Annotated in this window: 24 protein-coding genes, 1 pseudogene and 3 riboswitches; of the genes and pseudogenes, 18 read left to right on the forward strand and 7 right to left on the reverse strand. The window is 41.2% G+C overall.

Translation table 11 applies throughout. From position 1 onward, the window contains the following. Nucleotides 1–94 precede the first annotated feature (94 nt). The 5 genes and pseudogenes from AC0VXY_RS08055 (at nt 95) to AC0VXY_RS08075 (ending at nt 5,064) form a co-directional block, all read left to right on the forward strand. Nucleotides 95–1,183: pseudogene (locus AC0VXY_RS08055) on the forward strand (SDR family oxidoreductase). 203 nt (nt 1,184–1,386) lie between these two features. Then, entirely contained in the window at nt 1,387–1,848 is a 462-nt protein-coding gene (locus tag AC0VXY_RS08060) for a hypothetical protein (RefSeq protein WP_435991752.1), read from the forward strand. A 62-nt stretch (nt 1,849–1,910) separates the two neighbouring features. Continuing rightward, nucleotides 1,911–2,006: riboswitch (yybP-ykoY riboswitch) on the forward strand. A gap of 100 nt (nt 2,007–2,106) precedes the next feature. Continuing rightward, nucleotides 2,107–2,892, forward strand: a complete 786-nt coding sequence (locus tag AC0VXY_RS08065) for a TerC family protein (protein ID WP_475527493.1) — start codon at nt 2,107–2,109, stop codon at nt 2,890–2,892. Between the two features lie 310 nt (nt 2,893–3,202). After that, the gene (sigI, locus tag AC0VXY_RS08070) at nt 3,203–3,958 is read left to right on the forward strand and encodes an RNA polymerase sigma factor SigI (RefSeq protein WP_435991748.1); all 756 of its coding nucleotides are present in this window, start codon (nt 3,203–3,205) and stop codon (nt 3,956–3,958) included. Then, nucleotides 3,955–5,064, forward strand: a complete 1,110-nt coding sequence (locus AC0VXY_RS08075; protein ID WP_435991746.1) for an anti-sigma factor domain-containing protein — start codon at nt 3,955–3,957, stop codon at nt 5,062–5,064. Before sigI ends, AC0VXY_RS08075 begins: the two co-directional genes overlap by 4 nt. A gap of 92 nt (nt 5,065–5,156) precedes the next feature. On the opposite strand, the gene AC0VXY_RS08080 is transcribed toward AC0VXY_RS08075, so the two are convergent. After that, the gene (locus tag AC0VXY_RS08080; protein WP_034763616.1) at nt 5,157–5,357 is read right to left on the reverse strand and encodes an alpha/beta-type small acid-soluble spore protein; all 201 of its coding nucleotides are present in this window, start codon (nt 5,355–5,357) and stop codon (nt 5,157–5,159) included. A 268-nt stretch (nt 5,358–5,625) separates the two neighbouring features. On the opposite strand from AC0VXY_RS08080, the gene AC0VXY_RS08085 reads away from it, so the two are divergent. Beyond that, nucleotides 5,626–6,978 (forward strand): TrkH family potassium uptake protein, encoded by a 1,353-nt coding sequence (locus tag AC0VXY_RS08085; RefSeq protein ID WP_435991744.1) that lies wholly within the window; start codon nt 5,626–5,628, stop codon nt 6,976–6,978. 357 nt (nt 6,979–7,335) lie between these two features. Here AC0VXY_RS08085 and AC0VXY_RS08090 read toward each other — a convergent pair whose 3' ends face one another. Further along, nucleotides 7,336–7,719: a hypothetical protein gene (locus AC0VXY_RS08090; protein ID WP_475527494.1), complete on the reverse strand. Its 384-nt coding sequence runs from the start codon at nt 7,717–7,719 to the stop codon at nt 7,336–7,338. 282 nt (nt 7,720–8,001) lie between these two features. On the opposite strand from AC0VXY_RS08090, the gene AC0VXY_RS08095 reads away from it, so the two are divergent. Together AC0VXY_RS08095 and AC0VXY_RS08100 are read left to right on the forward strand one after the other, a co-directional pair. Next, nucleotides 8,002–8,160: a hypothetical protein gene (locus tag AC0VXY_RS08095; protein WP_435991742.1), complete on the forward strand. Its 159-nt coding sequence runs from the start codon at nt 8,002–8,004 to the stop codon at nt 8,158–8,160. Next, the gene (locus AC0VXY_RS08100) at nt 8,160–8,285 is read left to right on the forward strand and encodes a hypothetical protein (protein WP_261751324.1); all 126 of its coding nucleotides are present in this window, start codon (nt 8,160–8,162) and stop codon (nt 8,283–8,285) included. Before AC0VXY_RS08095 ends, AC0VXY_RS08100 begins: the two co-directional genes overlap by 1 nt. A gap of 29 nt (nt 8,286–8,314) precedes the next feature. Here the strand turns inward: AC0VXY_RS08100 and AC0VXY_RS08105 are convergent, their stop codons facing one another. Both AC0VXY_RS08105 and AC0VXY_RS08110 read right to left on the reverse strand, forming a co-directional pair. Further along, nucleotides 8,315–10,042, reverse strand: a complete 1,728-nt coding sequence (locus AC0VXY_RS08105; protein ID WP_475527495.1) for a B12-binding domain-containing radical SAM protein — start codon at nt 10,040–10,042, stop codon at nt 8,315–8,317. A gap of 347 nt (nt 10,043–10,389) precedes the next feature. Continuing rightward, complete coding sequence (locus AC0VXY_RS08110) at nt 10,390–11,415, reverse strand: acyltransferase family protein (protein ID WP_435991738.1); 1,026 nt, start codon at nt 11,413–11,415, stop codon at nt 10,390–10,392. A 169-nt stretch (nt 11,416–11,584) separates the two neighbouring features. Between AC0VXY_RS08110 and AC0VXY_RS08115 the strand changes: the two genes are divergently transcribed. The 3 genes from AC0VXY_RS08115 (at nt 11,585) to AC0VXY_RS08125 (ending at nt 15,601) form a co-directional block, all read left to right on the forward strand. Continuing rightward, entirely contained in the window at nt 11,585–13,738 is a 2,154-nt protein-coding gene (locus AC0VXY_RS08115) for a PAS domain S-box protein (RefSeq protein ID WP_435991736.1), read from the forward strand. A 14-nt stretch (nt 13,739–13,752) separates the two neighbouring features. Then, complete coding sequence (locus tag AC0VXY_RS08120) at nt 13,753–14,208, forward strand: methylated-DNA--[protein]-cysteine S-methyltransferase (protein ID WP_475527496.1); 456 nt, start codon at nt 13,753–13,755, stop codon at nt 14,206–14,208. Nucleotides 14,209–15,007: 799 nt separating this feature from the next. Further along, a complete protein-coding gene (locus AC0VXY_RS08125) occupies nt 15,008–15,601 on the forward strand; it encodes a DUF2087 domain-containing protein (RefSeq protein ID WP_435994560.1) in 594 nt (197 codons plus the stop codon). Between the two features lie 524 nt (nt 15,602–16,125). Here AC0VXY_RS08125 and mtnA read toward each other — a convergent pair. From mtnA to AC0VXY_RS08140, 3 genes are all read right to left on the reverse strand, one after another. After that, complete coding sequence (gene mtnA, locus AC0VXY_RS08130; RefSeq protein ID WP_475527497.1) at nt 16,126–17,178, reverse strand: S-methyl-5-thioribose-1-phosphate isomerase; 1,053 nt, start codon at nt 17,176–17,178, stop codon at nt 16,126–16,128. Nucleotides 17,179–17,193: 15 nt separating this feature from the next. Further along, the gene (gene mtnK / locus AC0VXY_RS08135) at nt 17,194–18,378 is read right to left on the reverse strand and encodes an S-methyl-5-thioribose kinase (RefSeq protein ID WP_475527498.1); all 1,185 of its coding nucleotides are present in this window, start codon (nt 18,376–18,378) and stop codon (nt 17,194–17,196) included. Between the two features lie 117 nt (nt 18,379–18,495). After that, nucleotides 18,496–18,651: riboswitch (SAM riboswitch) on the reverse strand. A gap of 93 nt (nt 18,652–18,744) precedes the next feature. Next, complete coding sequence (locus AC0VXY_RS08140) at nt 18,745–19,527, reverse strand: carbon-nitrogen family hydrolase (protein WP_435991726.1); 783 nt, start codon at nt 19,525–19,527, stop codon at nt 18,745–18,747. Nucleotides 19,528–19,648: 121 nt separating this feature from the next. On the opposite strand from AC0VXY_RS08140, the gene AC0VXY_RS08145 reads away from it, so the two are divergent. The 7 genes from AC0VXY_RS08145 to AC0VXY_RS08175 all read left to right on the forward strand — a co-directional run bounded on the left by AC0VXY_RS08145 (nt 19,649) and on the right by AC0VXY_RS08175 (nt 25,257). After that, nucleotides 19,649–20,833 carry an aminotransferase class I/II-fold pyridoxal phosphate-dependent enzyme gene (locus tag AC0VXY_RS08145; protein ID WP_475527499.1) on the forward strand — a complete coding sequence of 395 codons (1,185 nt, stop codon included), beginning with the start codon at nt 19,649–19,651 and terminating at the stop codon, nt 20,831–20,833. A gap of 48 nt (nt 20,834–20,881) precedes the next feature. After that, nucleotides 20,882–20,984, forward strand: a riboswitch (SAM riboswitch). A 106-nt stretch (nt 20,985–21,090) separates the two neighbouring features. After that, nucleotides 21,091–22,302 carry a 2,3-diketo-5-methylthiopentyl-1-phosphate enolase gene (locus AC0VXY_RS08150; RefSeq protein ID WP_475527500.1) on the forward strand — a complete coding sequence of 404 codons (1,212 nt, stop codon included), beginning with the start codon at nt 21,091–21,093 and terminating at the stop codon, nt 22,300–22,302. Next, nucleotides 22,302–22,961, forward strand: coding sequence for a 2-hydroxy-3-keto-5-methylthiopentenyl-1-phosphate phosphatase (locus AC0VXY_RS08155; protein WP_475527501.1), 660 nt, complete (start codon nt 22,302–22,304; stop codon nt 22,959–22,961). The genes AC0VXY_RS08150 and AC0VXY_RS08155 overlap by 1 nt, the downstream gene beginning before the upstream one ends. Further along, on the forward strand, nt 22,958–23,605 hold the full coding sequence (locus AC0VXY_RS08160; protein ID WP_475527502.1) for a methylthioribulose 1-phosphate dehydratase: 648 nt from the start codon (nt 22,958–22,960) through the stop codon (nt 23,603–23,605). Before AC0VXY_RS08155 ends, AC0VXY_RS08160 begins: the two co-directional genes overlap by 4 nt. After that, nucleotides 23,602–24,114 (forward strand): 1,2-dihydroxy-3-keto-5-methylthiopentene dioxygenase, encoded by a 513-nt coding sequence (locus AC0VXY_RS08165; protein ID WP_435991715.1) that lies wholly within the window; start codon nt 23,602–23,604, stop codon nt 24,112–24,114. Before AC0VXY_RS08160 ends, AC0VXY_RS08165 begins: the two co-directional genes overlap by 4 nt. 205 nt (nt 24,115–24,319) lie before the next feature. Then, nucleotides 24,320–24,565 carry an aspartyl-phosphate phosphatase Spo0E family protein gene (locus AC0VXY_RS08170; RefSeq protein ID WP_435991713.1) on the forward strand — a complete coding sequence of 82 codons (246 nt, stop codon included), beginning with the start codon at nt 24,320–24,322 and terminating at the stop codon, nt 24,563–24,565. A 233-nt stretch (nt 24,566–24,798) separates the two neighbouring features. Continuing rightward, the gene (locus AC0VXY_RS08175) at nt 24,799–25,257 is read left to right on the forward strand and encodes a MarR family winged helix-turn-helix transcriptional regulator (RefSeq protein ID WP_435991711.1); all 459 of its coding nucleotides are present in this window, start codon (nt 24,799–24,801) and stop codon (nt 25,255–25,257) included. Nucleotides 25,258–25,360 lie beyond the last annotated feature (103 nt).

A 25,360-nucleotide genomic window follows, 5' to 3' on the forward strand; every position in this document is an offset into this window, starting at 1 on the left:
AGCAGTCACCTCCTAAAATGATGAGGTACCTTAGTCGTAAGGTTAGCTCTTTTTTTTATCAAAATAATGGTAACAAGCGAGGGAGAGGATCCAAATGGAAAAAGGTATCTATTTTATCACGGGGTTTCCGGGCTTTTTAAGTCATAATATTGTAGAAGAATTACTCAAACAGGAGAAGGTATCGAAGGTATACTTACTTCACCTTCATTCAATGAGGAAGCAGGCGGAAGATGGAATACGAAAACTCAGATTCTTGTCAGATGCAGAGATCATCCTTGTGGAAGGGGACATTACCCGCACGGATCTTGATATGGCAGAAGAGAAAATCATCAAGATTAAGGAGGAAGTGGAATATGTTTGGCACTTAGCAGCCATCTATGATCTCGCAGTCCCTCAGAATCTTGCACAGAAAATAAATGTAGAAGGCACACGACAGGTCAATGATTTCTGTCAAACCTTAGCTCGATTAAAAAGATATGTGTATTTTTCCACTGCTTTTATAGCGGGATAACGTGAAGGTGAACTAATGGAGGATGAATTGATCCACCCGGAGCGTTTTCATAACTTCTATGAAAGGACTAAATATGAAGCAGAGGTCCTGGTGGATAAATTGAAGGACAAACTGCCAATCACGATCATCCGCCCAGGTATCGTGAAAGGGAACTCAGAAACCGGCGAGACCGTGAAGTTCGATGGGCCATATTTTATTATGAATATGTTTAAGCGATTATCTTTCCTTCCGTGGATTCCATTTCTCGGTGAGGGTACCTCTTATATAAATATTGTACCCGTTGAATATGTAGTGGAAGCATCCATTTATCTAGGCCATGAGGAGGTGGGGAGTGGAAAGACGTATCATCTGACCGATCCAGCACCACTGATGGTAAAGGAAGTGTATGAGCAGATTTTATGGCATATGTTAAAAAAGAAACCAATGGGGAGTATTCCGATAACCCTTTCTAATTGGGCACTTGGTTTCCGTTTTATACGACGTTATTTAAAAGTCGAACGGGAAGCATTGGACTATTTTACATACCAAGGTAAATTCAATTGCCAAAATGTGCGAAAAGACCTGAAGGGGACAGCAATTATATGCCCTTCCCTTTCCAGCCAGATCAAAAAAATGGTTGAATTTTATCTTGAACATGCATCTAATGAGCGATTGCACGTGAAGATCGATTAATAGGGGAATGGAAACATTCTAACAAGCAATCATCGTAATAATTGGGAGAGATATGGTGAAAATAAAGGGAGAAGCAACATTAGGAGGAATTTCAAGATGTCATTTTCCCTTACATCATACCTTGACCGACACAAACACAGTCCTTTCCATAAGCCTTTTAAAAGTACCCTATTTCCACACTCCTCCTTTTTTACGGGGTGCATATGAAGTCATCCATTACAAAATTAGAAGGAATCCTGTGGAGCATTGCGCTTCCGGGTTTTCCTCAATTGCTTGTCGGTTTATGGTTTAAGGGAACGTTGTTTGTACTTCTTGAGATCATTATCAATATTCAAAGTAACTTCAATCTGGGGATCATGTACAGTTTTTTAGGCGAAACACATAAAGCAGCTGAGATAATTGATTACCAGTGGCTCATGTTCTATCCGTGTTTATATATGTTTGCCATGTGGGATGCGTATAAAATTGCCGATGCCCAAAAGAAAAACTACAGTTTTTTACCCTTTGTAATGTCTGCTTATATGGTAACGGTTGGTTTGATGTATTCCCCGAAAGTGTATCTGTTTGGAAAATTTATCGGGCCCATTTTCCTTCCGATTTTGTTTGTGATTCCCGGAGTGTTGATGGGACTCTTGGTACGAGCCATCCTGATACGGGTTCAATGAAATTTTTCTCTTTACGAATAAGTGTTTTTGAGATAAAATACATTTATACAAATGAACGTTTTCTACCTGTCAAAGGGGAGTAGCTATAGGTTTCATACCTAAACAAAGTCGTCAATTCATGGTGTATGCCATCGGCTTTGTTGGCATATCCGTATGCTAAGCAAGACCTTTGCCTTATTTAGGCAAGGGTCTTTTTATTTTTATAAAATTCCTTGCCTATTGGAAAACTAACTATGTAAATAGGGAGGGACTAAAGGTATGGATGCTTCGATGTTATTGGAATATGGATGGGTCCTACTGATTTTGGTAGGTCTTGAAGGGATATTAGCTGCTGATAATGCGGTGGTTATGGCCGTAATGGTCAAACATTTACCTGTGGAACAAAGGAAGAAAGCACTTTTTTACGGACTTTTAGGAGCCTTCGTCTTTAGGTTCGCTGCATTATTTCTCATTTCGTTCTTAGTCAATGTGTGGCAGGTTCAGGCCATTGGGGCCATTTATTTATTCTACGTGGCCATTCACCATTTTGTGAAGAAAAGGAAAGACACCGGGGTTGTAGAAGAGGAGCCGGCGAAAGGCTCGGGATTCTGGACTACTGTACTCAAGGTGGAACTTGCGGATATCGCATTCGCGGTTGATTCCATGCTTGCTGCCGTTGCTTTGGCCGTAACGCTTCAACCGACTGGATGGTTTGATGTGGGGGGTATTGACGGAGGGCAATTTATTGTCATGTTCCTAGGCGGCATCATCGGGTTGGTGATCATGAGGTTTGCTGCAACCTGGTTTGTGAAATTATTGGAGAAATACCCTACCTTGGAATCAGCAGCCTTTTTAATTGTTGGCTGGGTTGGTGTGAAACTTGCCGTATTTACCCTTGCTCATCCTGATGTAGCCATCCTGGATCATCACTTCCCAGAATCAAAAGGGTGGAAGCTTGTATTTTGGAGCGTATTGATCCTGCTATCTGTAGGCGGATATTTATTATCAAGAAGAAAAGCAAAACAGGAAGAAGCAGAAATAGAAAGAAAAGCAAAAGCAGAATAATGTCGTTATACAAAGCTAACGTGGAATTTTCCCGTTAGCTTTTTTGATGTTTATGAACGGGAGTTTTGATGGGGGAACCGAGGTAACCGGTGTTTGATCACCTTCTGGTATTCACTTAAACAGATTTCTTGATTTTTTATTTTGCAAAACCCCCTCAAAATGAGTTCTTTTAACGTAACTCCTTTAATAAGGCGATCGATCGGCCAAAAATATGAAATTTCGGGGTGATATGAAAAACCCCACCCTATCCTTTTCACTTTTACATTCAACACCATATGAGTATAATAGTGTGCAGGATGGGGTGAGACTGATGCTAAATGTTCTACTATTTCTACTCGCTAAACAAAAGAAAAAGCAATCGCTTGAAGAGATGGCGATCCAAATACAAAATGGTGATGAGCAATTATTGAACATAGTTCTCGAAGATTATAAGCCATTTATTAAAAAAACGGTATCATCGGTCTGCAAACGATTCATCTATGAAAGTGATGATGAATTCAGCATCGGTCTGATTGCCTTTCATGACGCTATTTTAAAGTATAATGATCAACGGGGCTCTTCTGTCATCAGTTTCTCTGAAGTAATCATCAAGCGGAGAGTGATTGATTATATCAGAAAAAATGGGAAGTTTCAGGATGTCAGTTTCGATATGAGCCTCTTTGAAGATGGGGAAGATTCTTCGGGTTTAACGATCGATCAGATTGTATCTGTTGAGGAATTCGGAAAACAGGAGGAAGCCAGAAAGAGACGTGAAGAAATTCTTTATTTCCAGGAACAACTGGTTCAATACAAGTTGTCTTTTCACGATCTGGTTGAACAATCTCCCAAGCATGAAGATGCAAGATTGAATGCCATAGACATCGCCAAAAAGGTAGTGAGTTCCCAAGAACTATTAGATTATCTTATAGAAAAAAGACGATTACCGATAAAAAAATTAGAAAAACAGGTGAACGTCACCAGAAAAACAATTGAGAGAAATAGAAAATATATTATAGCCATTTCTCTTATTCTTATAGGGGATTATGTCTATTTACGGGATTATTTAAAAGGGCGGTTAGAGATATGAAAAAAGGGATCATTATGGAAATCAAACAGGATATCCTGGTTTTGATGACACCGGAAGGAGAATTTCTTACAGGAAGAAAGCAGCCCGATCAACAGTATGCGATAGGCGAAGAGATTCCTTTCTTTCCAGTGAGCTTAAGTACTGCCAAATCCAAGCCGATTTATAAATGGAATTGGAGAGTATCGACTTCCTTGTTAACAGTCCTTGTCGTCATCATTGCCCTGTTCTCAAGTACTGTGCTACAGAACAATAGGGCTTATGCCTATGTTTCAGTCGATATCAATCCCAGTATGGAACTAACATTAAATAAAGATCAGCAGGTATTGAATATCAAGCCATATAATGGTGATGCCAAGGTCCTTTTAAAGGAACTGAGTGACTGGAAAAATGAAAATGTTGGAGAAGTGACGGAGAAAATCTTCCTCTTAAGTGAAAAACTCGGGTACTTAAAGGGTATTCAAAAGGTTTTCATCACTTCTTCCTTCATTGATGATTCCGATCCTAAACGGGAAACCGAATTACTGGACGAATTAAATGAGTTTGTTGAGGATTACGGCACTGATCATTCCACGAATATCATCATGGAAGAAACATCCCGGGAGTTTAGGGAAAAAGCATCAGAAAAAGGGATGACTGCAGGCTCCCTTATTCGTGAAACAGAGCAAAAGGACTTCGACCGAACAACTGAGCCTGTAGAAAAAGAATTGAACAAAGAAGAAAAAGAAGTTCAAGAAAAAGAGAAGCAAAAGAAAGCTATTATAGATGAAAAAGTCAAAGCAGCGAAGCAAAAGGTGAATCCACCAGTAAAAGAGAAGAAACAAAATGCAGAAAAAACTCAAAGACCTCAGAAAAACCCTGACCATCCGCAAAAGCCTCAACCCGAAAAAAAAGGGGAGAGGGGAAAACCTGAGAAATCACAACCTGGGAACTCCTCAAATGGTAATAATGGAAACAGAGGTAATGACAAACCTAATAGAGGGCATGATCATTCTCCACGTAATGATCAAGGGGACCATCGAAACAATGATAAGCATAATGATCAGCAAAATAGAAATGAAGAAAAGAAACATAATCATGAAAACAGAAAAGAAAATAAAAAAGACTAAAAAAATAGGCAAAGGCTCATTCAACTGAATGGGTCTTTGTTATTGAGAACGAAAAAGGGTAGCTGGTACATGCCAGCTACCCCGGTGCCAAGTTATTTAGTTTGTTGTCCAGTTAATTGAGATTGAGCTTGTTTCACAAGACGTTTCGTGATTTCTCCACCAACTGATCCATTAGAGCGGGCAACTGTATCGGATCCAAGCGTCACGCCAAACTCCTGGGCGATTTCATATTTCACTTGATCAAGGTACTGTTCAACACCAGGAACAAGTAATTTATTTGAACTTCTAGCCATAGTCGTTTTCCTCCTTACCAGGATACTTGAAACAATGAATGTTTCAGTAGCTATATTATTTGTATTATCATCATGAACATGAATGGTAATATTTCGCCGAAATTGTATTGTTTGCTTAGAAATAATATGAACCACCACACTTGTTCGTTTAGGAGGCTTATATTAAAGGAAGAATAAACATAAAAAGAAATTATTCATTTTTCCTTTCATTCTTCGGTTTTATTCTTTAAGATAGAAAAGGAAATAACGTTGAAAGGGAATTACACACATGTGGTATAAGCTTAGATTGAATTTAAATAAATTAACTCCTGCACAAGTGATCGTAACGTATTATCTTCTGGCGGTGACGATTGCGACCGTACTACTCAGTCTTCCCATTGCTCATAAATCCGGGGCAGAGTGGAGTTTCCTGGATGCGATCTTTACAGCGGTAAGCGCTGTGAGCGTCACAGGGCTTACCGTTGTGAGCACGGTCGACACATTCAATACAACGGGAATCTTCATTTTAATGTTTGTTCTCCAATTCGGTGGGATTGGAATCATGACACTCGGTACGTTTTTCTGGTTGATTGTAGGAAAGAAGATCGGCTTGAAAGAGCGCCGCCTCATCATGACGGATCAAAACCAGACAAGCCTGGCTGGACTCGTGAGTTTATTAAAACAGATCTTATTACTGATCATCTTCATTGAAATCGTGGGCGCTTTCATTTTAGGTGTCTATTTCATAGGGTATTATCCCACGTGGCAGCAGGCTTTTATCCATGGACTATTTGCATCTGTCAGTGCCACGACGAATGCGGGCTTCGATATTACAGGTCAGTCACTCATTCCTTATGCGAATGACTACTTTGTCCAGTTCATCACCATCATTTTATTGACACTCGGAGCAATTGGATTTCCCGTACTGATTGAGACGAAGGATTATCTAATGAGCAAGAAGAGAAACAAACACCACTTTTCTTTATATTCAAAGATAACTACGGTTACGTTCTTTGGATTAATGTTATTCGGGACATTGGTCATCTTTCTCTTTGAATATAACCGCTTTTTTGATGGTATGGAGTGGCATGAGTCATTTTTCTATTCGTTTTTCCAATCGGCTACGACGAGGAATGGGGGACTTGCCACCATGAATGTGGCTGATTTTTCTACTCCCACCTTATTGGTCATGAGTGCTCTTATGTTCATCGGGGCTTCACCAAGCTCGGTTGGTGGAGGGATCAGGACGACGACATTCGCCCTGAATATTTTATTCTTGTTCCATTTTGCAAAGGGGAATCAAACCATTAAGATATTCAAAAGGGAAATTCATCATCAGGATGTTATCAAATCCCTTGTCGTGACGATGATGGCCATTTTTATCTGTTTCCTATCTGTCATCATCCTCACTTTCACAGAGGACCATTCCATTATGGAGATTGTCTTTGAAGTTGCTTCCGCGTTCGGAACGACAGGATTATCCATGGGAATCACATCTGAACTTTCCTCCATCGGAAAATGCGTCATCATCGTGTTAATGTTTATTGGTCGAGTGGGGATCCTTTCCTTCCTCTTCATGATTGGCGGAAAAGAAAAAACAGCTAAATATCACTATCCTAAAGAACGGGTCATTATTGGGTAATGGACAAAGATTCTGGGACATAACTTAATTCATTCCCACTAAAGACAAGCAATCAAAAAAAATTAGTTAGGATCACTTGTTACATCGCTGCTCGACTCCTGCGGGAAATGCTGGACAGGTGAGACCCCACAGGGCTTTAGCCCGAGGCGGCTCACCGCCAGCCCCGCGGAAAGCGAGCACCTGGAGCGGAAATCAACCACTAAATACTACATCCAAAAAGAACAATATTTATGTAAACCTCCAATCCGAACGATTTCGATTTTCAAAAAGAATTTCGAATGAGCGTTCGGATTTTCTTTTAGATAAACACTTTTTCCAGCCTCTTATTTTGTCTTGTTAAGCTTGAAAAGAATATTATCATTTTAATGCGGAATAGGGCACGTCAAAGTGGATCATAAGGAATAGGATGATGGGGATGGAGATGATCCATCCTAATACCGGGTATTTATGATGGACGATCATTACTGTGAACATCATCAGATTAAAAAGAAGATCCCAACCGAAATGCCATCCGTTGTGGTATGTCATCATCCCCATGAGGTGGGAAAGGCCTTCTGTCAAACCATAGATACCTGTCCATAACAAGATCCAACCAACCCTCCCCCATAAACCCGTCGGAAGTCTCCCGATAAAAATGGCGATTGTGACTGTATATTGAATCGCCATTTTGCTCAATGAAATAATTGTGTGATTCAAATGAAGAGAGTCCCCAAAGGGGGTGACAGTGCGGAACTCCCACATGGAATAATCAAATAATAGAAATTGTGACAGTAAATCCCCCATAAAGAAAAATAATAAAGTGGGATAATATCTGTAAAAATCCTTCCAATTGCCAAACCTCCACCCTAAAAAAGCGTACGCCAGCAGAAAAATTAGTATCATGTCCTCATATCCTATCCTCATTCGCACTTTTCTTTAGTTTCCGGAGTGAATTTTGATTTATTCAGTTGAGTGAATGCCTATTTTTAGAAGAATGGAAAAGGGGGAGGTGGGGAAAATAAGGTCAAAGGAGATGAGTCATAAATGAAACGTAAAGCACAGTATGATGCGGCTGAGAAAAATAATCAAACACCGCTTAAGAATAAGCAGGAGGCTGAATTTTCTGCTGAATTTTCTCAAGGAGAGGATCCGGCAAAAGGAAAGAATAGAAATTCGTCAAAAGGTAAAAAAGGGAGAGGCTGATGAAAGATAAAAAACAATCTTTCCGTGAAGAATTCGGTCAGGAATTTGGGGATGTTAATGCAGCCAAAATAATGGAAGTGACCCAAAAACAACCAAAGACAGAAGAAAAGAAGAAAAAATGTTAAGCGATTCGCTTAACATTTTTTCTTCTTTATCATTGAACAAGTTGACGGGCAAACTCGAATACGGTTGATTGACCAGTTGAGGGTTCAAAGTAGGCAAGGACGTATTGATCCTGACCTTCTTTTGAACGGATCGTTTCAAGGAGTGTATGCTTATACAACTCTTTTTCATTTAATTTCAGATTGGCAAATGCCTCGCCTGCGATGGTTGGTTGTGCTAAAAGATTTTGATAAATGGCAGATCGCTCTTCTTTCGTTAGCTCATGCGTCCACCACGGTTTTCTTGGTTTATACTTTTGATTGTCTAAATAGTCGAGTTTCATGAGACCTTCAATGACTGAAATTTGAAAGCTTGTTTCATTGGACAAGAATTCATGCAGTCGTTTGAACAGATCTTCTAACTGATGGCCGATCCGGGACCATCCCCGATTTTCCCAATAGGAACCAAACTGCTGGAAGAAATCAAATGGGGTGTCAAAGCATTCAGTAACCAGGTATTCAATCGTTCGATCCATGCGGTGATCGTTCCAATATTTCTCCAGTACGTCTTCCACTTGTTTGATCCGAACGATATCTTCGAAAGACAATACGTTATTCCCTAAGATTTCATAAGGAGAATGATCCATAAACGTATATTGATGATCATTTGCGCGAATTCTCAGGCCGGTCCCGCGCAACATCTTAAGAAATCCTAACTGTAACTCTTCTGGTCTCATTTCAAACACATCATTGAACGTTTTACGGAATGAATGGTAATCCTCTTCAGGGAGACCTGCGATCAAATCCAGATGCTGGTCGATTTTTTTACCTTCTTTCACCATTGTGACGGTTCTCGTGAGCTTTTTATAATTTTGTTTTCTCATGACCAGATCATTTGTTTCATCGTTGGTTGATTGGATGCCTATCTCAAAACGGAATAGCCCCCGTGGTGCATGTTCATTGAGGAATTCAATCACCTCGGGACGCATGATGTCTGCCGTGATTTCAAATTGAAAGACGGTGCCCGGCACGTGCTCGTCAATAAGAAATTGGAACATTTCCATTGCGTAGCTTCGACTTATATTAAAGGTTCGATCCACAAACTTAATGGTCTTCGCTCCATGTTTCATAAGGAATCGGATATCTTCCTTAACCTTTTCACGATCAAAGTAGCGTACACCAACTTCAATAGAAGAAAGACAGAATTGGCAACGGAATGGACAGCCCCTGCTTGTCTCGATATAAGTCACCCTTTTTCCGAGCTCTTGCAAATCTTCCTGAAAACGGAAAGGGGAAGGAACATCCCTTAAATCAATTTTATTTTGCTGCGGTTTGATGACAGGCTTTCCATCAGCTAAATAAGCCACTCCATGTACCTTCGACCAATCTTTATCACCATCAAGCTGATCCAATAACTGTTTGAAGGATTCCTCACCTTCCCCAATGACGATAAAGTCAACGTCTTCAAGGCGCTCCAGCCAATATGGAACATCATATGTCACTTCGGGACCTCCGAGGATGATCGTTACCTCAGGCATGATTTTCCGAAGAATCTGAATGACTTTGATCGTTTCTTCGATATTCCAGATGTAGCAGCTGAATCCGATGATGTCCGGCTTTTTAGAAAATAAGTCGGTAACGATATTAAGCGTTGGATCCTTTATCGTGTACTCAGAGAGCTCAATTTCATGTTCGGGCTCTGCATAGGCCTTTAGACAGCGAATAGCTAAATTCGTGTGAATGTATTTTGCATTTAACGTACTTAAGACGACTTTCTTCATTCATAATCTCCTTTATTCTAAGTCCGTTTGACTCTCAGTCAAATAACTTTCAGTAACCAAATTATTATCTATGGCAAGTTGTTCGTACAACATAATAAACCAACCTGACTATCATTTTATCTAAGCTTGCGAAAAAGCTCAATGTTTGTCTGAAATGAATTTAAATTTATTGTAACTATTAGAAGGAATTTTAGGAAAAGGTGCGAATAATATAAGGTAATATATGTTTTTTGAAAATTGCGTTGAATGGTGATTCGGATGCTCGTATGCTCAACCTAAGCGAATAGTTTATCATGAAAAAGGGACTGACCCGTAAATACAATGGGGTCAGCCCTTTCTAGTGAGGTTTATCTTGTATTCATTTCCCTTTTGGAAAGCAGTTTCTGCAACCTGGTTGATCTAAACTCGATGATAGGTTGTGTGATGCTGGTAAAGAATTTAGTTGAAAATATCATCGTCAGTACAAAAGATACCCCGAGTAACAGTAACAGACTGGTGTTAGGGTCAATCGTATCCTTTAGATGGCTTTCACGGAATAACCGAATGAGAAAACCGTGGAGCAAATAAACATAGAGAGTATTTTCCCCCCATTTGGTGAAAAACTGTCTCTTTGTAGGAACAAATGTAAAAAAGCTGAAAATCATCACGACGTTTAATAAGTAAACAGCTGCCCTGACACCCATGCTGATTACGTTGTTCCATTCAAAATCTCCGTAAGGCTTGGAACCAAGCAACCATTTGTCTGAGAATTCAGGGATAAAATACATCCCCAAAAATACGATTACAAATAATGAACCTGCCACTAAACGGGCTTTACCCGTTTTAAAATATTCGAAGTGATCCTTCTCCATGTAGTACCCCATCAGGAATATTGGAAAGAACACAAATGTTCGGGACAAGCTTAAAAAATTTGAGATTACATCAGCGTATCCTACAAGCAGTCCAAGTGAAAAAGCCACTGTCAAGCCGATTCCAGGTCTGAATTTAAACCACTTAATGAAAACATAAAGCAGTGCGTTCCAGCAAAAAAGGCTGATAAGGAACCACAGTGACCAGTGAGGGTTCAGTGGATTCACCTCGAATGTTGATTTTTGATAAAGAAAATGATAGTAGACCGTATAGATCAATTGAAACAAAATGTAGGGAAGTATCAATTTTTTTGCAAGTTTCTGGATATACCCTTTTTTATAGAATCCTTTCGCGAAGAACCCTGCCACAAGGATGAAGGCCGGCATGTGGAAGGTGTAAATCGTTTTATACAACGAAAGGATAAAGGGGTCGCTTTCGATATAGGAACGGATGACATGCCCAAATACCACTAAAAAGATCAAAATGAATTTGGCATTGTCGAAGTAATAGTTGCGCTGTTTCATATCTTCACCATCTTTTAGAAAAGTTTAATCCTAATTCATTCTTACCCTAGGATACAATGAGCAAAACATGATTTTCACTGTTAATTATCACCAGAAGTGCGGGGAGCTATGCGGATTCTGTAGGATTTAAGCCAATGGTCGTCTTTTAAATTAGTAAGGGGATGAGGAAATGACTAATAGTAGTAAAGTGAAAGAAGAGCAAAAGAAGGAATTATGTCATCCTGTCGATAGGGAGATTTGCTCAGCTTCACCTATGCCGATGTTTGTGATCAATAAAGAGTTGAAAATCGTTTATGCCAACCCCGAAGCATATGAAACCCTGGAAACAAATAATGAGAATGTTGTAGGGAAGCTCTTCAGCTCATTTTTCTCTTCAGTGCCCGCGCCTATAGTGGCCCATTATAAGGAAGTAATGGAAACGGGAAAAACAATGGAAGACGAAACCCTGATGAATGCAAATGAGAAGAAAATCATTCACGTCGAACTTTTGCTGAAAAAATCGACCATTTCACCTAACGCTTATTTATACTTTAAGGATGTAACGGAACTGAAGGAGAAGGAACGGAAAGATCATTTAAATGTACATTTACTATCGAACATTTTCCAGAATGCTTCAGAGGGGATCGTGTTATTTGACATTGAGGGGAATATCAATGATGTGAATCATGCATTCAGTTTGCAAGTGGGGCTTGATAAGGATGAAATCACCAAGAGGAATATCAGCTCCTTCATTCCGAAAAATGCCCATTATAGAGTTGATAAAATCAAAGAATTGATTTCTCAAAATAAAAAAGCCCGTGGTGAAATTCCAATCAAGAAATCACAAAGTATTTCAATCGTGGAATTTACGACAAGTCCGTACGTCCATCATAAGCTCCATATGGCCATTCTTAGAGATGTAACGGAAAAAAGGCAGATGGAGATCCAACTGAAGCGAAATGAAGAATTGTTCAAAGGATTGTTTGAAGAAGCGATTGACGCCATTGTATTATGGGATCAGGACGGAAGGGTACTTAAAGCGAACTCTTCAGCACTGAAAATATTCGAATGCACACTTTCAGAGCTTCTCTCCAAAAAAATCAGGGATTTCGTTTATCCTTTGGAAAGCCAGAAGTTCGATCTGGTCATGGAACAATTATACAGAAGCGGGGCTGTAAGGGATGAGGTGTTGTTTCTCATGCCGAACAATCAGCTGAAACATTTGGAATTCACCTCGAAGCTTCATTCCGTAGATGGTTATAATATGACCATATTCCGTAATGTAAGTGAACGATATCAAATGGAAAAGGAGCTGCGGGAGAGTGAGGAAAGGTTCCGGAAGATATTCGAAGGTTCATTGGATGGATTGCTTCTGACCAATCACAATTATGTCGTTGTTGATGCGAATCCCGAAGTGAGTAACATCATTAAGTTGGATAAAGATCAACTTATTGGTAAAGACGTACGGGAAATATTGAATATTGAGCCGGGTGAAGAAGCTTATGACGATTATCTGCATCAATTGAAGGAGGAAGGTCAGGCGACATTTTTAAAAGCGCTGACATCATCCAGGGACAGAATTCAATACGTTGAATTATCTTCGAAATATAATTTGCTCTCTAACTTGAATTTGACCATCATCCGGGACATTACCGATCAAATTGAGATGCAGGAACAATTAAGAAAATCTGACACATTAAGTGTGGTAGGTGAGCTTGCTGCAGGGATCGCTCATGAGATCAGAAACCCGATGACTGCACTAAAAGGATTCATTCAATTGCTTGAAAACAGCGTCGGGGAAGATCACGAGATGTACTTTAATGTGATCACTTCTGAATTCCAGCGTATCGAGTCAATCATCACGGAGTTTCTCGTATTGGCCAAACCTCAGGCAATCCAATACCAGGAGACGAATTTAATCAGGATCATGAAAGATACGGTTGAATTACTGAGTGCACAGGCTGTCATGCATAATGTTCAGTATGCGGAAAGGTATCAGGAAGACCTTCCTACCATAGTAGCTGAACCCAATCAGTTAAAACAGGTATTCATTAATGTCATTAAGAATGCGATTGAAGTCATGTCGGATGGAGGAGTGATTTCCATCAGCATCGGTGAGACAGAGGACGGGTTGATCCATATCGAGATTAAGGACCAGGGAGGCGGAATCTCAAAGGATAAAATCAAGAAGCTCGGCGAACCTTTTTATACAACAAAAGAAAGAGGGACTGGACTTGGACTTATGGTAAGCTTTAAGATTATTAAAGAACATAAAGGCAGCGTTCAGGTTGAAAGCATTGTTGGACAGGGAACCGTTTTCCATATCTATCTGCCTAAATCATAAAGGAGTCCTGTATAATGACCATTCATGCGATTATAATCGATAGTCCCATTGGGAATTTGAAGCTCATTGCCGATCCCACCCAATTGCTTTCTGTGCAGTTTGTTGAGGAAGAAGCTTACATCGAAACGGATCATCCCATTTTGACTAGAGCAAAGGAACAGATCCAGGAATTTTTTAAAGGTGATAGAAGAGCATTTGATCTTCCTTTGAAAATCGAAGGGACCTTGTTTCAAAAGGAAGTATGGAATATCCTGCAGAAAATACCTTATGGCGAAACCTGGTCGTATCAGGATGTGGCACAAGCCATACAAAGACCGAAAGCGGTTCGAGCTGTGGGACAGGCGAATAAAGCCAACCGTTTTCCCGTCATTATCCCTTGCCATCGTGTCATTGGGAAAAATAAGATGCTCACCGGTTATGCAGGGAAGCAAATTGATAAAAAAGAAACGTTACTATCATTAGAGCGATAATAGGAACGAGACTGGGGCATAAATAAATCCATTTCCTTTAAAGACGAATAATTAAAAATTCGTGGGTCACTCGCTACACCGCTTTTGATTTCCGTGCAAGACTTCGCTTTCCTCGGGCGGAAGGCGAGCCTCCTCGTCACTGTCGTTCCTGCGGGGTCTCACCTATTCCGCTTTTCCCGTAGGAGTCTTCGTCTTGCACTCCAATCAAAAGCTAGATCCGGCTATATATACTGAATGCTTTAGCAATAATAATAAAAGGGTCATTCATCAAGGTTTTTGTTATTCGTACACAGACTATAGTTTTCGAATGTTCGATTATTTTGGGTCTGTCGAAGCAAAATGAGTCATTCACATCAAGTTAGAAAGAGAATTTATATAATTAACGCTTACGGTCACTGCAACTAAGAGATAAGAGTTGATGTATGCAATAGGTGAAGCAATTTCGACATTACATTGTTATAGTGAAACCTTACGCTTGGAAGTTGATTGGAGCGGAAGGTGCTCAACTCACGCCCCGCGGAAAGCGAGCACCTGGAGCGGAAATCAACCACTACTTACTACATCCAAAAGTAACAATTACGTATACAGTCAAATGATCAATCCGAACAATTTCGATTTTCAAAAAAGAATTTCGAATGATTGTTCGGATTTTCTTTTGCCTAAATACTTTTGTCACAGCCTCGTTTTTATTTTTTGTGACACAATTATGGGGGGGGTTCTGAAAATAATAATTGATAATTCAATCTGTTTAGATTATCATCTAATTAGATATAAGTCGAAAAAGATAGGGGGAGTAATGTTGCAATTAAGTAAGCAGATAGCGTTTCATAAGACGATGGGGGACCCGACCCGTATCAAGATTGTTTATTTATTGGCAGAAGAGAGTTTGCATGTGGGAGCCATAGCCGGAAAGCTGGGACTTACTGCGCCAACGATCTCCCACCATTTAACGAAACTGAAAGAGTGCAATCTTGTTTATTCACGGAGAGAGAAGAACACGGTTTACTACTATTTGAATAAAAAAGTATTAAGTCATCACGGGGATGTTCTTCACAGGTTTGCTCAAGAAGAGAAAGGGGAGAGGACGATGTCAGAGAAGTTAGTGAAAGAAAAACAGAAAGTGAAGAATAATTTTCTGGAGAAAAATGGACGGATCAAAAGTATTCCCGCCCAGCAAAAGAAAAAATTATTCATTCTTGAACATCTCGTGGAAGGTCTGAAGGTGGGTGAAAAGTATAAGGAAAAAGAGTTGAATGAGTACATTCTCCAATTTCATGAAGATTTCGCCACCTTGAGGAGAGAGTTCATCATCCACCAGTTCATGTATCGGGAAAACGGCATCTATGAGGTGAATCCGAAAGAAATGTGGGCATCTACTAAACTTTCAGATTAAAAAGAACGAGGCTGGGACATAACTAAATCCATTTCTTCTAAAGGCGAACAATCATAAATTAGTTAGGATTGCTTGCTACACCGCTTTTGATTTCCGTGCAAGACTTCGCTTTCCTCGGGCGGAAGGCGAGCCTCCTCGTCGCTTTTCGCTCCTGTGGGGTCTCACCTATTCCGCTTTTCCCGTAGGAGTCTTCGTCTTGCACTCCAATCAAAAGCTAGATCCTGCTATATATACTGAATGTGCTTTAGCAATGATAACAAAGGGTCATTCACCAAGATAGGTGTTATTCGTACACAGACTGTAGTTTTTTCATTTTCGATCATTTGGGGTGTGTCGAAGCAGAATGAATCATTCACATCTGTTTAGAAAGAGTATTTATATAAGTAACGGTTAAGGTCACTGCCACTAATAGAGTAACATCCAATGAAAAATCCGAACGATTTCGATTTTCAAAAAAGAATTTCGAATGATCATTCGGATTTTCTTTCAACTAAATACTTTCGTCCCACCCTCTTTCAACATGATTATGATAGGTTCATGGTCAGTTGGATGCTTTCTTGAAAACGAGGATACAGCACGCCCTTTTCTGTGATGATGCCTGTGATCAACTCATGAGAAGTCACATCAAAGGCTGGATTATAAACAGGAACATGTTCGGGTGCGATCATTGAGCCAGCCATCGTCGTGATTTCGTCTGGGCCCCTTTCTTCAATCAGGATATCATCGCCGTTTCTAGAGGTGAGATCGAAAGTCGAAGAAGGGGCAGCCACGTAAAATGGAATATTGTAATGGTGACATAGGATTGAAAGCATGGACGTACCGATTTTGTTCGCGGTATCCCCATTCGCAGAAATCCGGTCTGCACCGACGATCACGGCCTCCACACCTTTTTCTTTTATAGTATGGGCGGCCATGCTGTCAGTAATGAGGGTCACTTCGACACCTGATTGCTGAAGCTCCCATGCAGTAAGTCGTGCGCCCTGAAGGACCGGGCGTGTTTCACAGGCGTATACGTGAAACCCTAATCCCCTTTCCCGGCCTAGGTGAAAGGGAGCAAGTGCCGTTCCATATTTACTCGTTGCAATAGATCCCGCATTACAGATGGTCATAATTTTCCTCTTGTTATCTAATACATCCAATGCGTATTCGCCGATCATCCTGCATACTTCCTCATCCTCAGTGTGGATCTGGATGGCAGTATGAAGCAGGTTGGTCTTGGCTTCATTAACGGATTGTGCAAGGGCAAGAACTTGTTCCAACCGATTCAATGCCCAGACCAGGTTGACTGCCGTCGGCCTCGAGTCAGCGAGATATTCTTTATCCCTCCTGAAAAGGTTATTGAATTCTGTCAGATTGTCTGTTTCATAATGGCAAGCAGCATGAGCCAATCCATAGGCAGCTGTGATCCCGATTGCCGGGGCACCTCTCACTTTAAGTGAAACGATGGCTTCGTAATAGTCTGTAATGTTCGTTAGCGTTAGATATTCCACAGTGTTCGGCAGCTTTTGTTGATTAAGAATCAGTAAATGATCTTCACGCCACTCGAGTGAAGTTGGAATGGTTGGTGTATGTGTCATGAGTATCTCCTTTAATTATTCAGAATGTGACCGTACTAAAGTCAAAAGCTCTTCAATGGAAAGAATGTGTTTCCGATTTACAATCAGTTTTTTTCCAAGGTTGAGGCATGCCCGTTTGGTCTTTAATCTTTGTTCTTTATCTTCGATGCTCTCGAGGTCATCCACGTGTGCAAGACCGATCGTCCTTCTTATGCACTCGCATCCTGCAAAACCGATGCTGTCCTGAAAGCTCTTCTCCAATACATACTCAAGGTACCCACTCACCTTTGTGTAAGCGCCGCCACTTTCCTTCCAATGTCTGGAGAACGTAGCAGAGAAGACGTTCCAAGTATTCTCGATATGGTGGAGGACGGGTTCCTTTTCACCTGGACTCGCGATCACTTGGAAAATAAGGTTTGCAATAAACTGACCGATATCGAAACCGATCGGTCCATAAAAAGCAAATTCCGGGTCGATGACTTTTGTGTGTTGGTCATCCACAAAGATACTGCCCGTATGGAGGTCTCCATGAAGCAGGGCTTCCCCTTCTGTTAAGAAACTCTTTTTGAGCTTCGCCACCTCAAGCTTTAAAGTGAAATCATCCCATAATTGTTGCACATCCCCGGATAATTCCTCCTCAAACTCATTCGTTTCACTGTTAAAAAATGGATCCGTGAATACCAGGTCCTCTGTGATTTTGCATAGTTCAGGATTGGAAAATTCCTTCACATACTCCTTTTTCTTAAATGGATGAAGGGCATAATCAGATGTGAAATACAGTGTATTTGCAAGAAATGTACCAATGTCATCAGATAATCGGGGGTACTTATTCCCATTGATCAAGCCGGTACGAGCGATTGTGAGGTTGCTTAAATCCTCCATCACTGTGACGGCGAGGGAGGGATCAGAATGATACACTTCCGGGACGAGGTCTCCTACAAATGAGCGCTGAAGGAGTAGGGCACCCGCTTCAATTCTTGCCCGTTCGATCGTAAGTGGCCAGCTTTCACCTACAACCTTTGCATAGGGTAGGGCCTGTTTGATGATGATTCCTTTATCTGTATCCCTTTCAACTACATGAAAAACCAGATTCAAGTTCCCATCCCCGATTTCTTCACATGTTAAAAGTGAACCATCTTCAAAGATTCCTAAATGTACGGCCATAGCGATGGCCGACTGTTCCGTCAGTGGTTGATACTTATTGAGTTTAGTGATTGCCATTTTCTTTCCTCCTTTAGTGCACCCTTATGAAAGTAGGGGTGTTAGGGAGGCTTTTCCGTGGCATAAGAAAAGCCTCTTTCCATGTTCGAAAGAGGCTTGAAGAGTCATCTTCTTCGCCTCTTATCTCCCAGAAAGACTATCTTTCTGTTGGAATTAGCACCGTGCCTTACTGGATTGATCATCCGGCGCATACTGCGCCCCGTTTTACAACGGTATTACGGTCGGTTGCTGGGCTTCATAGGGCCAAATCCCTCAGCCAGCTCTTGATAAGAGTTGCGTGTGCTATTAAATTAAAATTCTGAATGTTCATTTGAATTGAATGGTACCATTGAAGTATTTTCCATGTCAACGGTTTTTTAGTAATTTCTAATAAAAGTCCGGTCTCCGATCTTGAAAGATCGGAATTTGTTTACGGACCTTTTCTACTTCCTGCAAATTGATTTCAGCAGAGACCAGCTGTTCACTTTGGGTTCCTTTTGCAAGGATTTCACCCCATGGGTCGATGATAAGGGAGGTGCCGCCGAATTCGTTACCAGGGTCACTCCCCACACGGTTGCATGCGAGCACAAAACATTGATTTTCAATTGCACGTGCCCTTAAGAGAGTCTGCCAGTGATCAATTCTTGCCGCCGGCCATTCAGCCACCACAAAGACGATCTTCGCTCCCATCATGACATGTTTCCTGAACCATTCAGGAAAACGTATATCGTAACAAATAAGTCCTGCCATCCTGTTATCATCAAGAGAGAACGCCCCGTCTTCCTGTCCAGGAAGTAAATAATGATGTTCATTCATTAGTTTGAATAAGTGAAGCTTTGAATACTGTTTCACCAACACACCATTAGCATCCGCCACCAATAGTGTATTCCTTACCCCATCTTTTGATTTATTGGCAACAGAACCACCAACGATGTGAATGGAATATTTTTTTGAAAGTGAAGTCAGGAAGGAGGAAGAGTCTTCGGCTTCTTCATCTGCGATCTCATCTATCCGTGTAAGATCATAACCTGTCGTCCACAGCTCAGGAAGAACGACGGTACCGCACCCTTCTTCCTTTGCTTTTTTTACCCACTGTTCCACTTTAACTTTGTTTTCTGCAGGTTTTCCAAACACGATATCCATCTGGGCGAGACCAACCTTTTGAATCATTACCTTCACCTCGTTATGTACTTTTTGTCAATTATTCCTTTACATTCTGTATGTTCCGTTATATCATTTGTGACTAGAATTTGAAAGTAATTAATTTTCAAAAAAATGAGTGGGTGATTGTATGAAACACTTTGAAAAAGCAAAACGCTTGGAATTATTACCGGAACAATTTTTCGCTTCCCTCGCAGGGACAGTGAATGCTGTTGTGAATGAGGGGCATGACGTCATTAATTTGGGGCAGGGAAATCCAGATCAGCCGACGCCTTCACATATTGTGGAAAAATTAACGGAAGCGGCTCAATCTCCTTCCAATCACAAATATCCACCATTTCGTGGTTTATCGAGCTTTAAAGAGGCAATCGCTGCCTTCTATTTCCGCGAATACGGTGTGGAGATAGATCCAGAAACCGAAGTAGCGGTTCTCTTCGGAGGAAAAGCGGGTTTAGTGGAAATCCCTCAATGTTTATTGAACCCCGGCGACGGAGTATTAGTCCCTGATCCCGGTTATCCGGATTATGTATCGGGGGTGGCATTGGCAGAAGCAAGTATGATCAAGATGCCGTTGAAAGAGGAAAATGGGTTTCTCCCGGACTATCGGGTGCATTCCCGTGAAGAATTGGAAAGGGTAAAGTTAATGTTCCTCAACTACCCCAATAATCCAACAGGTGCGACAGCCACAAAATCCTTTTTTGAGGACACGGTGGAACTTGCGTTAAAACATGATATTTGTGTGGTGCATGACTTTGCTTATGGGGCGATCGGTTTCGATGGACAGAAGCCTGTGAGTTTTCTAGAGACGGAAGGTGCAAAGGATGTCGGGATTGAGATATATACATTATCGAAAACCTATAATATGGCAGGCTGGAGAGTCGGCTTTGCCGTTGGGAATAAGAGTGTCATTGAAGCAATCAACCTCCTCCAGGATCACCTTTACGTAAGCCTGTTCGGAGCGATTCAAGAAGCAGCCACTACGGCCATACTGAGTTCTCAGGATTGCGTAACGGAACTGGTTGCAACATATGAAGAACGAAGACAACTCCTGATCTCGGGTCTCCAGGCAATAGGGTGGGATGTAAAAGCTCCGCAAGGTTCCTTTTTTGCCTGGCTTAAGGTGCCGGAAGGGTTCACTTCTGTTGAGTTCTCAACCTATTTACTTGAAAAAGTCAAAGTGGCCGTTGCTCCTGGTGTAGGCTTTGGTGAATACGGAGAAGGGTATGTGCGTGTCGGTCTTTTAACTACAAATGAACGGATAAAAGAGGCGATTTCCCGTATAGAAAGTTTAGAATTATTTCACAAAAGGGATTGACATATGTTGAAATTGGTGCAATAATCCAACTGAATTAATAGAATGAAATTCTTATCAAGAGCAGGCGGAGGGACCAGCCCGATGAAGCCCGGCAACCGACTTATTTAAGCACGGTGCTAATTCTTGCAGCTATAAAGCTGACAGATAAGAAAGAGTGCCGAATATAAACCTCTTCTTATCTGGAAGAGGTTTTTTTTGTTTGCAACTTGCTGAAATCAAACCGTTGAAAATTGTTTTTACATAGGGAGGTAATACGAATGAGTGAAGTGATTGCAACATATCAACTAAAGGGAAAGAGTGGTTCATTCGAGAAAAAAGCAGAAGGGATTGCTTTGGGACTCACGGTCGGGTCATGGACGGACTTGCCGCTACTGGAGCAGGAACAATTGAGAAAATACAAGGGAAAAGTCGTTTCAGTGGAAGAGAGGGAGGAGAAAGGCTCCTGGGGGGAGGTGAAGATTGGGTATCCGAGTCATAATTTTTCCAATGATATCCCGGCTATCCTTACAACAGTATTCGGTAAGCTTTCACTCGATGGTGAAGTGAAATTACTGGATCTGGAGTTCTCAGAAGACTTGAAAAAGTCATTTCCCGGTCCACGTTTTGGGGTAGAGGGCATCAGGGAATTAACAGGTGTTCATGGTCGACCGTTGTTAATGAGCATATTTAAAGGGGTGATCGGCAGGGATCTCACGTTCCTTGAAAATCAGTTAAGAGCTCAGGCCCTCGGCGGAGTCAATGTCGTAAAAGATGATGAAATATTATTTGATAATTCCTTGACCCCCTTTTTTGAAAGAGTGAGATTAGGAAAAAAAGTGCTGCACGACGTATTTGAGGAAACGGGTAAGAGAACCTTGTATGCCGTAAATCTGTCAGGGAAAACCTCGCAATTGCGGGACAAAGCAAGAAAAGCCAGGGAGCTTGGGGCAGACGCTCTTTTATTCAATGTATTTTCATACGGTCTTGATGTTCTGCAGGAATTGAGAGAGGACCCTGAGATTTCATTGCCAATCATGGCTCATCCTGCCTTTGCCGGGGCTGTTGCAGCATCTCCAATATATGGAGTGAGCTACTCTTTATGGTTGGGTAAATTATTGCGAATGGCCGGGGCTGATTTTTCATTGTTTCCATCTCCGTACGGAAGTGTGGCACTAGAGAGGAGCAACGTCCTGTCCATACGCCATGAATTAACAAAGGATGACGACCATTTGAAGAGAACATTGCCAGTTCCATCAGCAGGCATACACCCTGCAATTGTACCCCTATTGGTAAAAGACTTTGGGACAGATTGTGTCATTAATGCCGGAGGAGGCATTCACGGTCACCCTGACGGTGCAAGTGGGGGAGGAAGGGCATTCGGTCAAGCGATCGATGCTGTTTTATACGGAACGTCACTCCAGGAGGCAGCCAAAACCCATGAAGAACTGCAGAAAGCCCTGTCCCTATGGGGAGTGGAGGTAAAGGTGTAATGTGTCTTCCGGTCATATTCTGTGATTTCGATGGGACGATCACAGAAACAGATAATATCATTTCTTTGATGAAAGCCTATGCCCCACCAGAATGGGAACCTATAAAAGAGGACATTTTAAACCAGTCGGTCTCGATCAAAGAAGGTGTAAGCAATATGTTCTCATTCATTCCTTCTTCACAGAAAGACGAGATGATCCAGTATTTAATGGAAACAGCGGTTATTCGTGAAGGTTTCAAGGAATTCGTGGACTATACAAAAGTCAATGGGATTCCGCTGTATATTGTGAGTGGGGGAATAGACTTCTTTGTTCACCCGTTACTGAAAGAATTCGGGCCTTTTAAGGCTGTATATTGTAACGAAGCTATCTTTAACGATTCGACCATAACGATTCATTGGCCATATCCATGTGACGTGCACTGTGAAAACAAAGGATGTGGATGCTGTAAGCCTTCCATCCTGAGGGCATTATCCCTAGAAAATCATGAGGTGATTGTAATAGGGGACTCTGTTACAGACATCGAGATGGCGAAGCTTGGCGATACAGTACTCGCAAGGGACTATCTGGCACGTACATGTAATGAAAAGGGAATCCCATATCATCCTTTTGAAACATTTCACGATTGCATAAAAGTGATAGAAAAAGGAGTGACAATATGAAGTCATATCAATCCGAATGGGAAGAGCTCGCTGATATCAAAAGAGAATTGGCAGACAGGGACTGGTTTATGGGAACCAGTGGGAACCTGGCGATACGTGTGGGATCAACTCCTGTATCTTTCCTGGTTACGGCAAGTGGAAAGGATAAGCGAAAGCATACGAAAGAGGATTTCCTCCTCGTGAATGCACATGGTGAGGCATTGGAGCAAACCCAACTGCGCCCATCAGCTGAAACCCTGCTCCATAGTCATATATTCAATGGGAGCTCAGCAGGATGCAGCTTGCATGTCCATACTGTTGCCAATAATGTGATCAGTGAACTGTATGGGGATGATGGTGTCATAACATTCAGAAGCCAGGAACTGATTAAAGCCTGGGATAAATGGGGTGAAGATGATTCCCTGTCAATCCCGATCATTCATAATCATGCGCATATCCCAACCTTAGCGGATTCCCTCCACACACACATTCAAGAAGATAAAGGGGCCGTGCTCATTCGCAATCATGGAATTACGGTTTGGGGGCGTACAGGATTTGAAGCTAAGAAACTATTGGAAGCGTGTGAGTTCCTGTTCCAATACCAACTCACACTATTATCATTAACAACTACAAAATCCATTTCCAGGGGAGGAGTCAAATTATGACAACGATACACATTCAGGGGAAAAATCAGATCATTGATCATCAAGAAGAGGTAGTAAAGTATTTAAATGAACAAGGGGTAATCTACGAACATTGGAACATTGAAAAGCTGGATGAATCACTAAGGGACAGATACGCATTAACCGATGATGATAAAGAGGCAATTCTCTCAACCTTTAAAAAAGAGATAGAAGATATTTCAGCACGCAGGGGGTATCAGGCCCGGGATGTGATCTCCCTTTCCGACAGAACACCAAATCTTGAAGAGCTATTAAAGAATTTTCAACAGGAACACCATCATACGGATGATGAAGTACGCTTTATTGTAAATGGACATGGGGTATTCGTCATTCAAGGAAGGGACGGAGATTTCTTTGAGGTACACCTCAATCCGGGCGACTTAATTTCCGTGCCTGAAAACATCCGCCATTATTTCACCTTAAGCGATGATAAAAAAGTAGTCGCAGTCCGCATTTTCGTTACCCAGGAAGGCTGGGTACCAATCTATTGATCATAATATCAGGATAGACAAAGAGTCATTTCATTTGTCTATTCTTTTTTTTGAACGTATGGCGAAAAATGTCTAATTCAGCAATAATACTAGTTATTTTGTCTTGTTTTGCGAATCTATTTACTTTTCTGATAATAATTGGGATAATGCTCAAGTAATGATTTTACTTTAAAAAGACTAGGAGCTAAAAAGGAGTTTAGTAGAAATGGGTCGTTTATTAAAACAGAAGTGGCTATTATTGAAAATTAACCAGAAGCGCTCGGAAATGGTATCGATGGGAGTGAACTTGGGATTATGTGCTGAGGAGACAATCAAATGCAGCCAGCAATTGGATCAGTTATTGAACGACTATGAGAAGTGCATAAATAATGGTGGATCCCAGCCACTCTATGAATCATCAAGTGAATTAGGACAATACATTAAGAGTTTATTGAAACGCACTGCTTCTTGACCACTCACCAGGAATTCCCTCATCATTCAGACAAATATGAAAAAGAATCTCCGTTCATTTCCACATTCACATCTTATTAACAAAACTAATTTGTCGTTATTTCAAAAGTAAAGGACGGTTCGCCAAAAGCGGGCCGTCCTATGCTTTTTACTCCGGCAGAAAGACTCTGACAGTTGACAATGATCAGATATATTTGTATAATGTTTTGAAACTGAGATATATTCTTTAAAGGAATGAATGCCATGACCGAAAAACAAAATACAAAACAATCGTTGAAACTTTTCATTGTCCTATCCAGAGCTTTTAAAGCTTTAAACGAAGAGATAAATAAGAACATACAAGAAAATGGATTGAACCCGACTGAATTTGCCGTACTGGAGCTTCTGTATCATAAAGGAGACCAGCCTCTGCAGCAAATTGGAGGGAAGATCCTGTTAGCTTCAGGCAGCATCACTTACGTAGTCGATAAGCTTGAAAAAAAGGGGTATCTTAAACGTGTTGCCTGTCCAACGGATCGTCGGGTCACATACGCCCAAATTACTGAAAATGGCAGAGGGTTGATCGATGATATTTTCCCTAACCATGAGAACCGGATCCACGAGTTGATGTCTGCACTGTCTCCAGACGAAAAAGAAGAAACCATTCACATGCTGAAAAAGCTTGGACTATCCATCAAAGATCTGTCCTACTAGGCCACATCAATCTGCCCTGTCTATTATAGACGGGGCTTTTATTTTTGGGAGATTTTAATGAAATCGATCCCTATATTAACAGGAGATTCCGGCTATGAAGTCG

This window comes from Rossellomorea sp. QJM3NY_18, assembly GCF_056173145.1.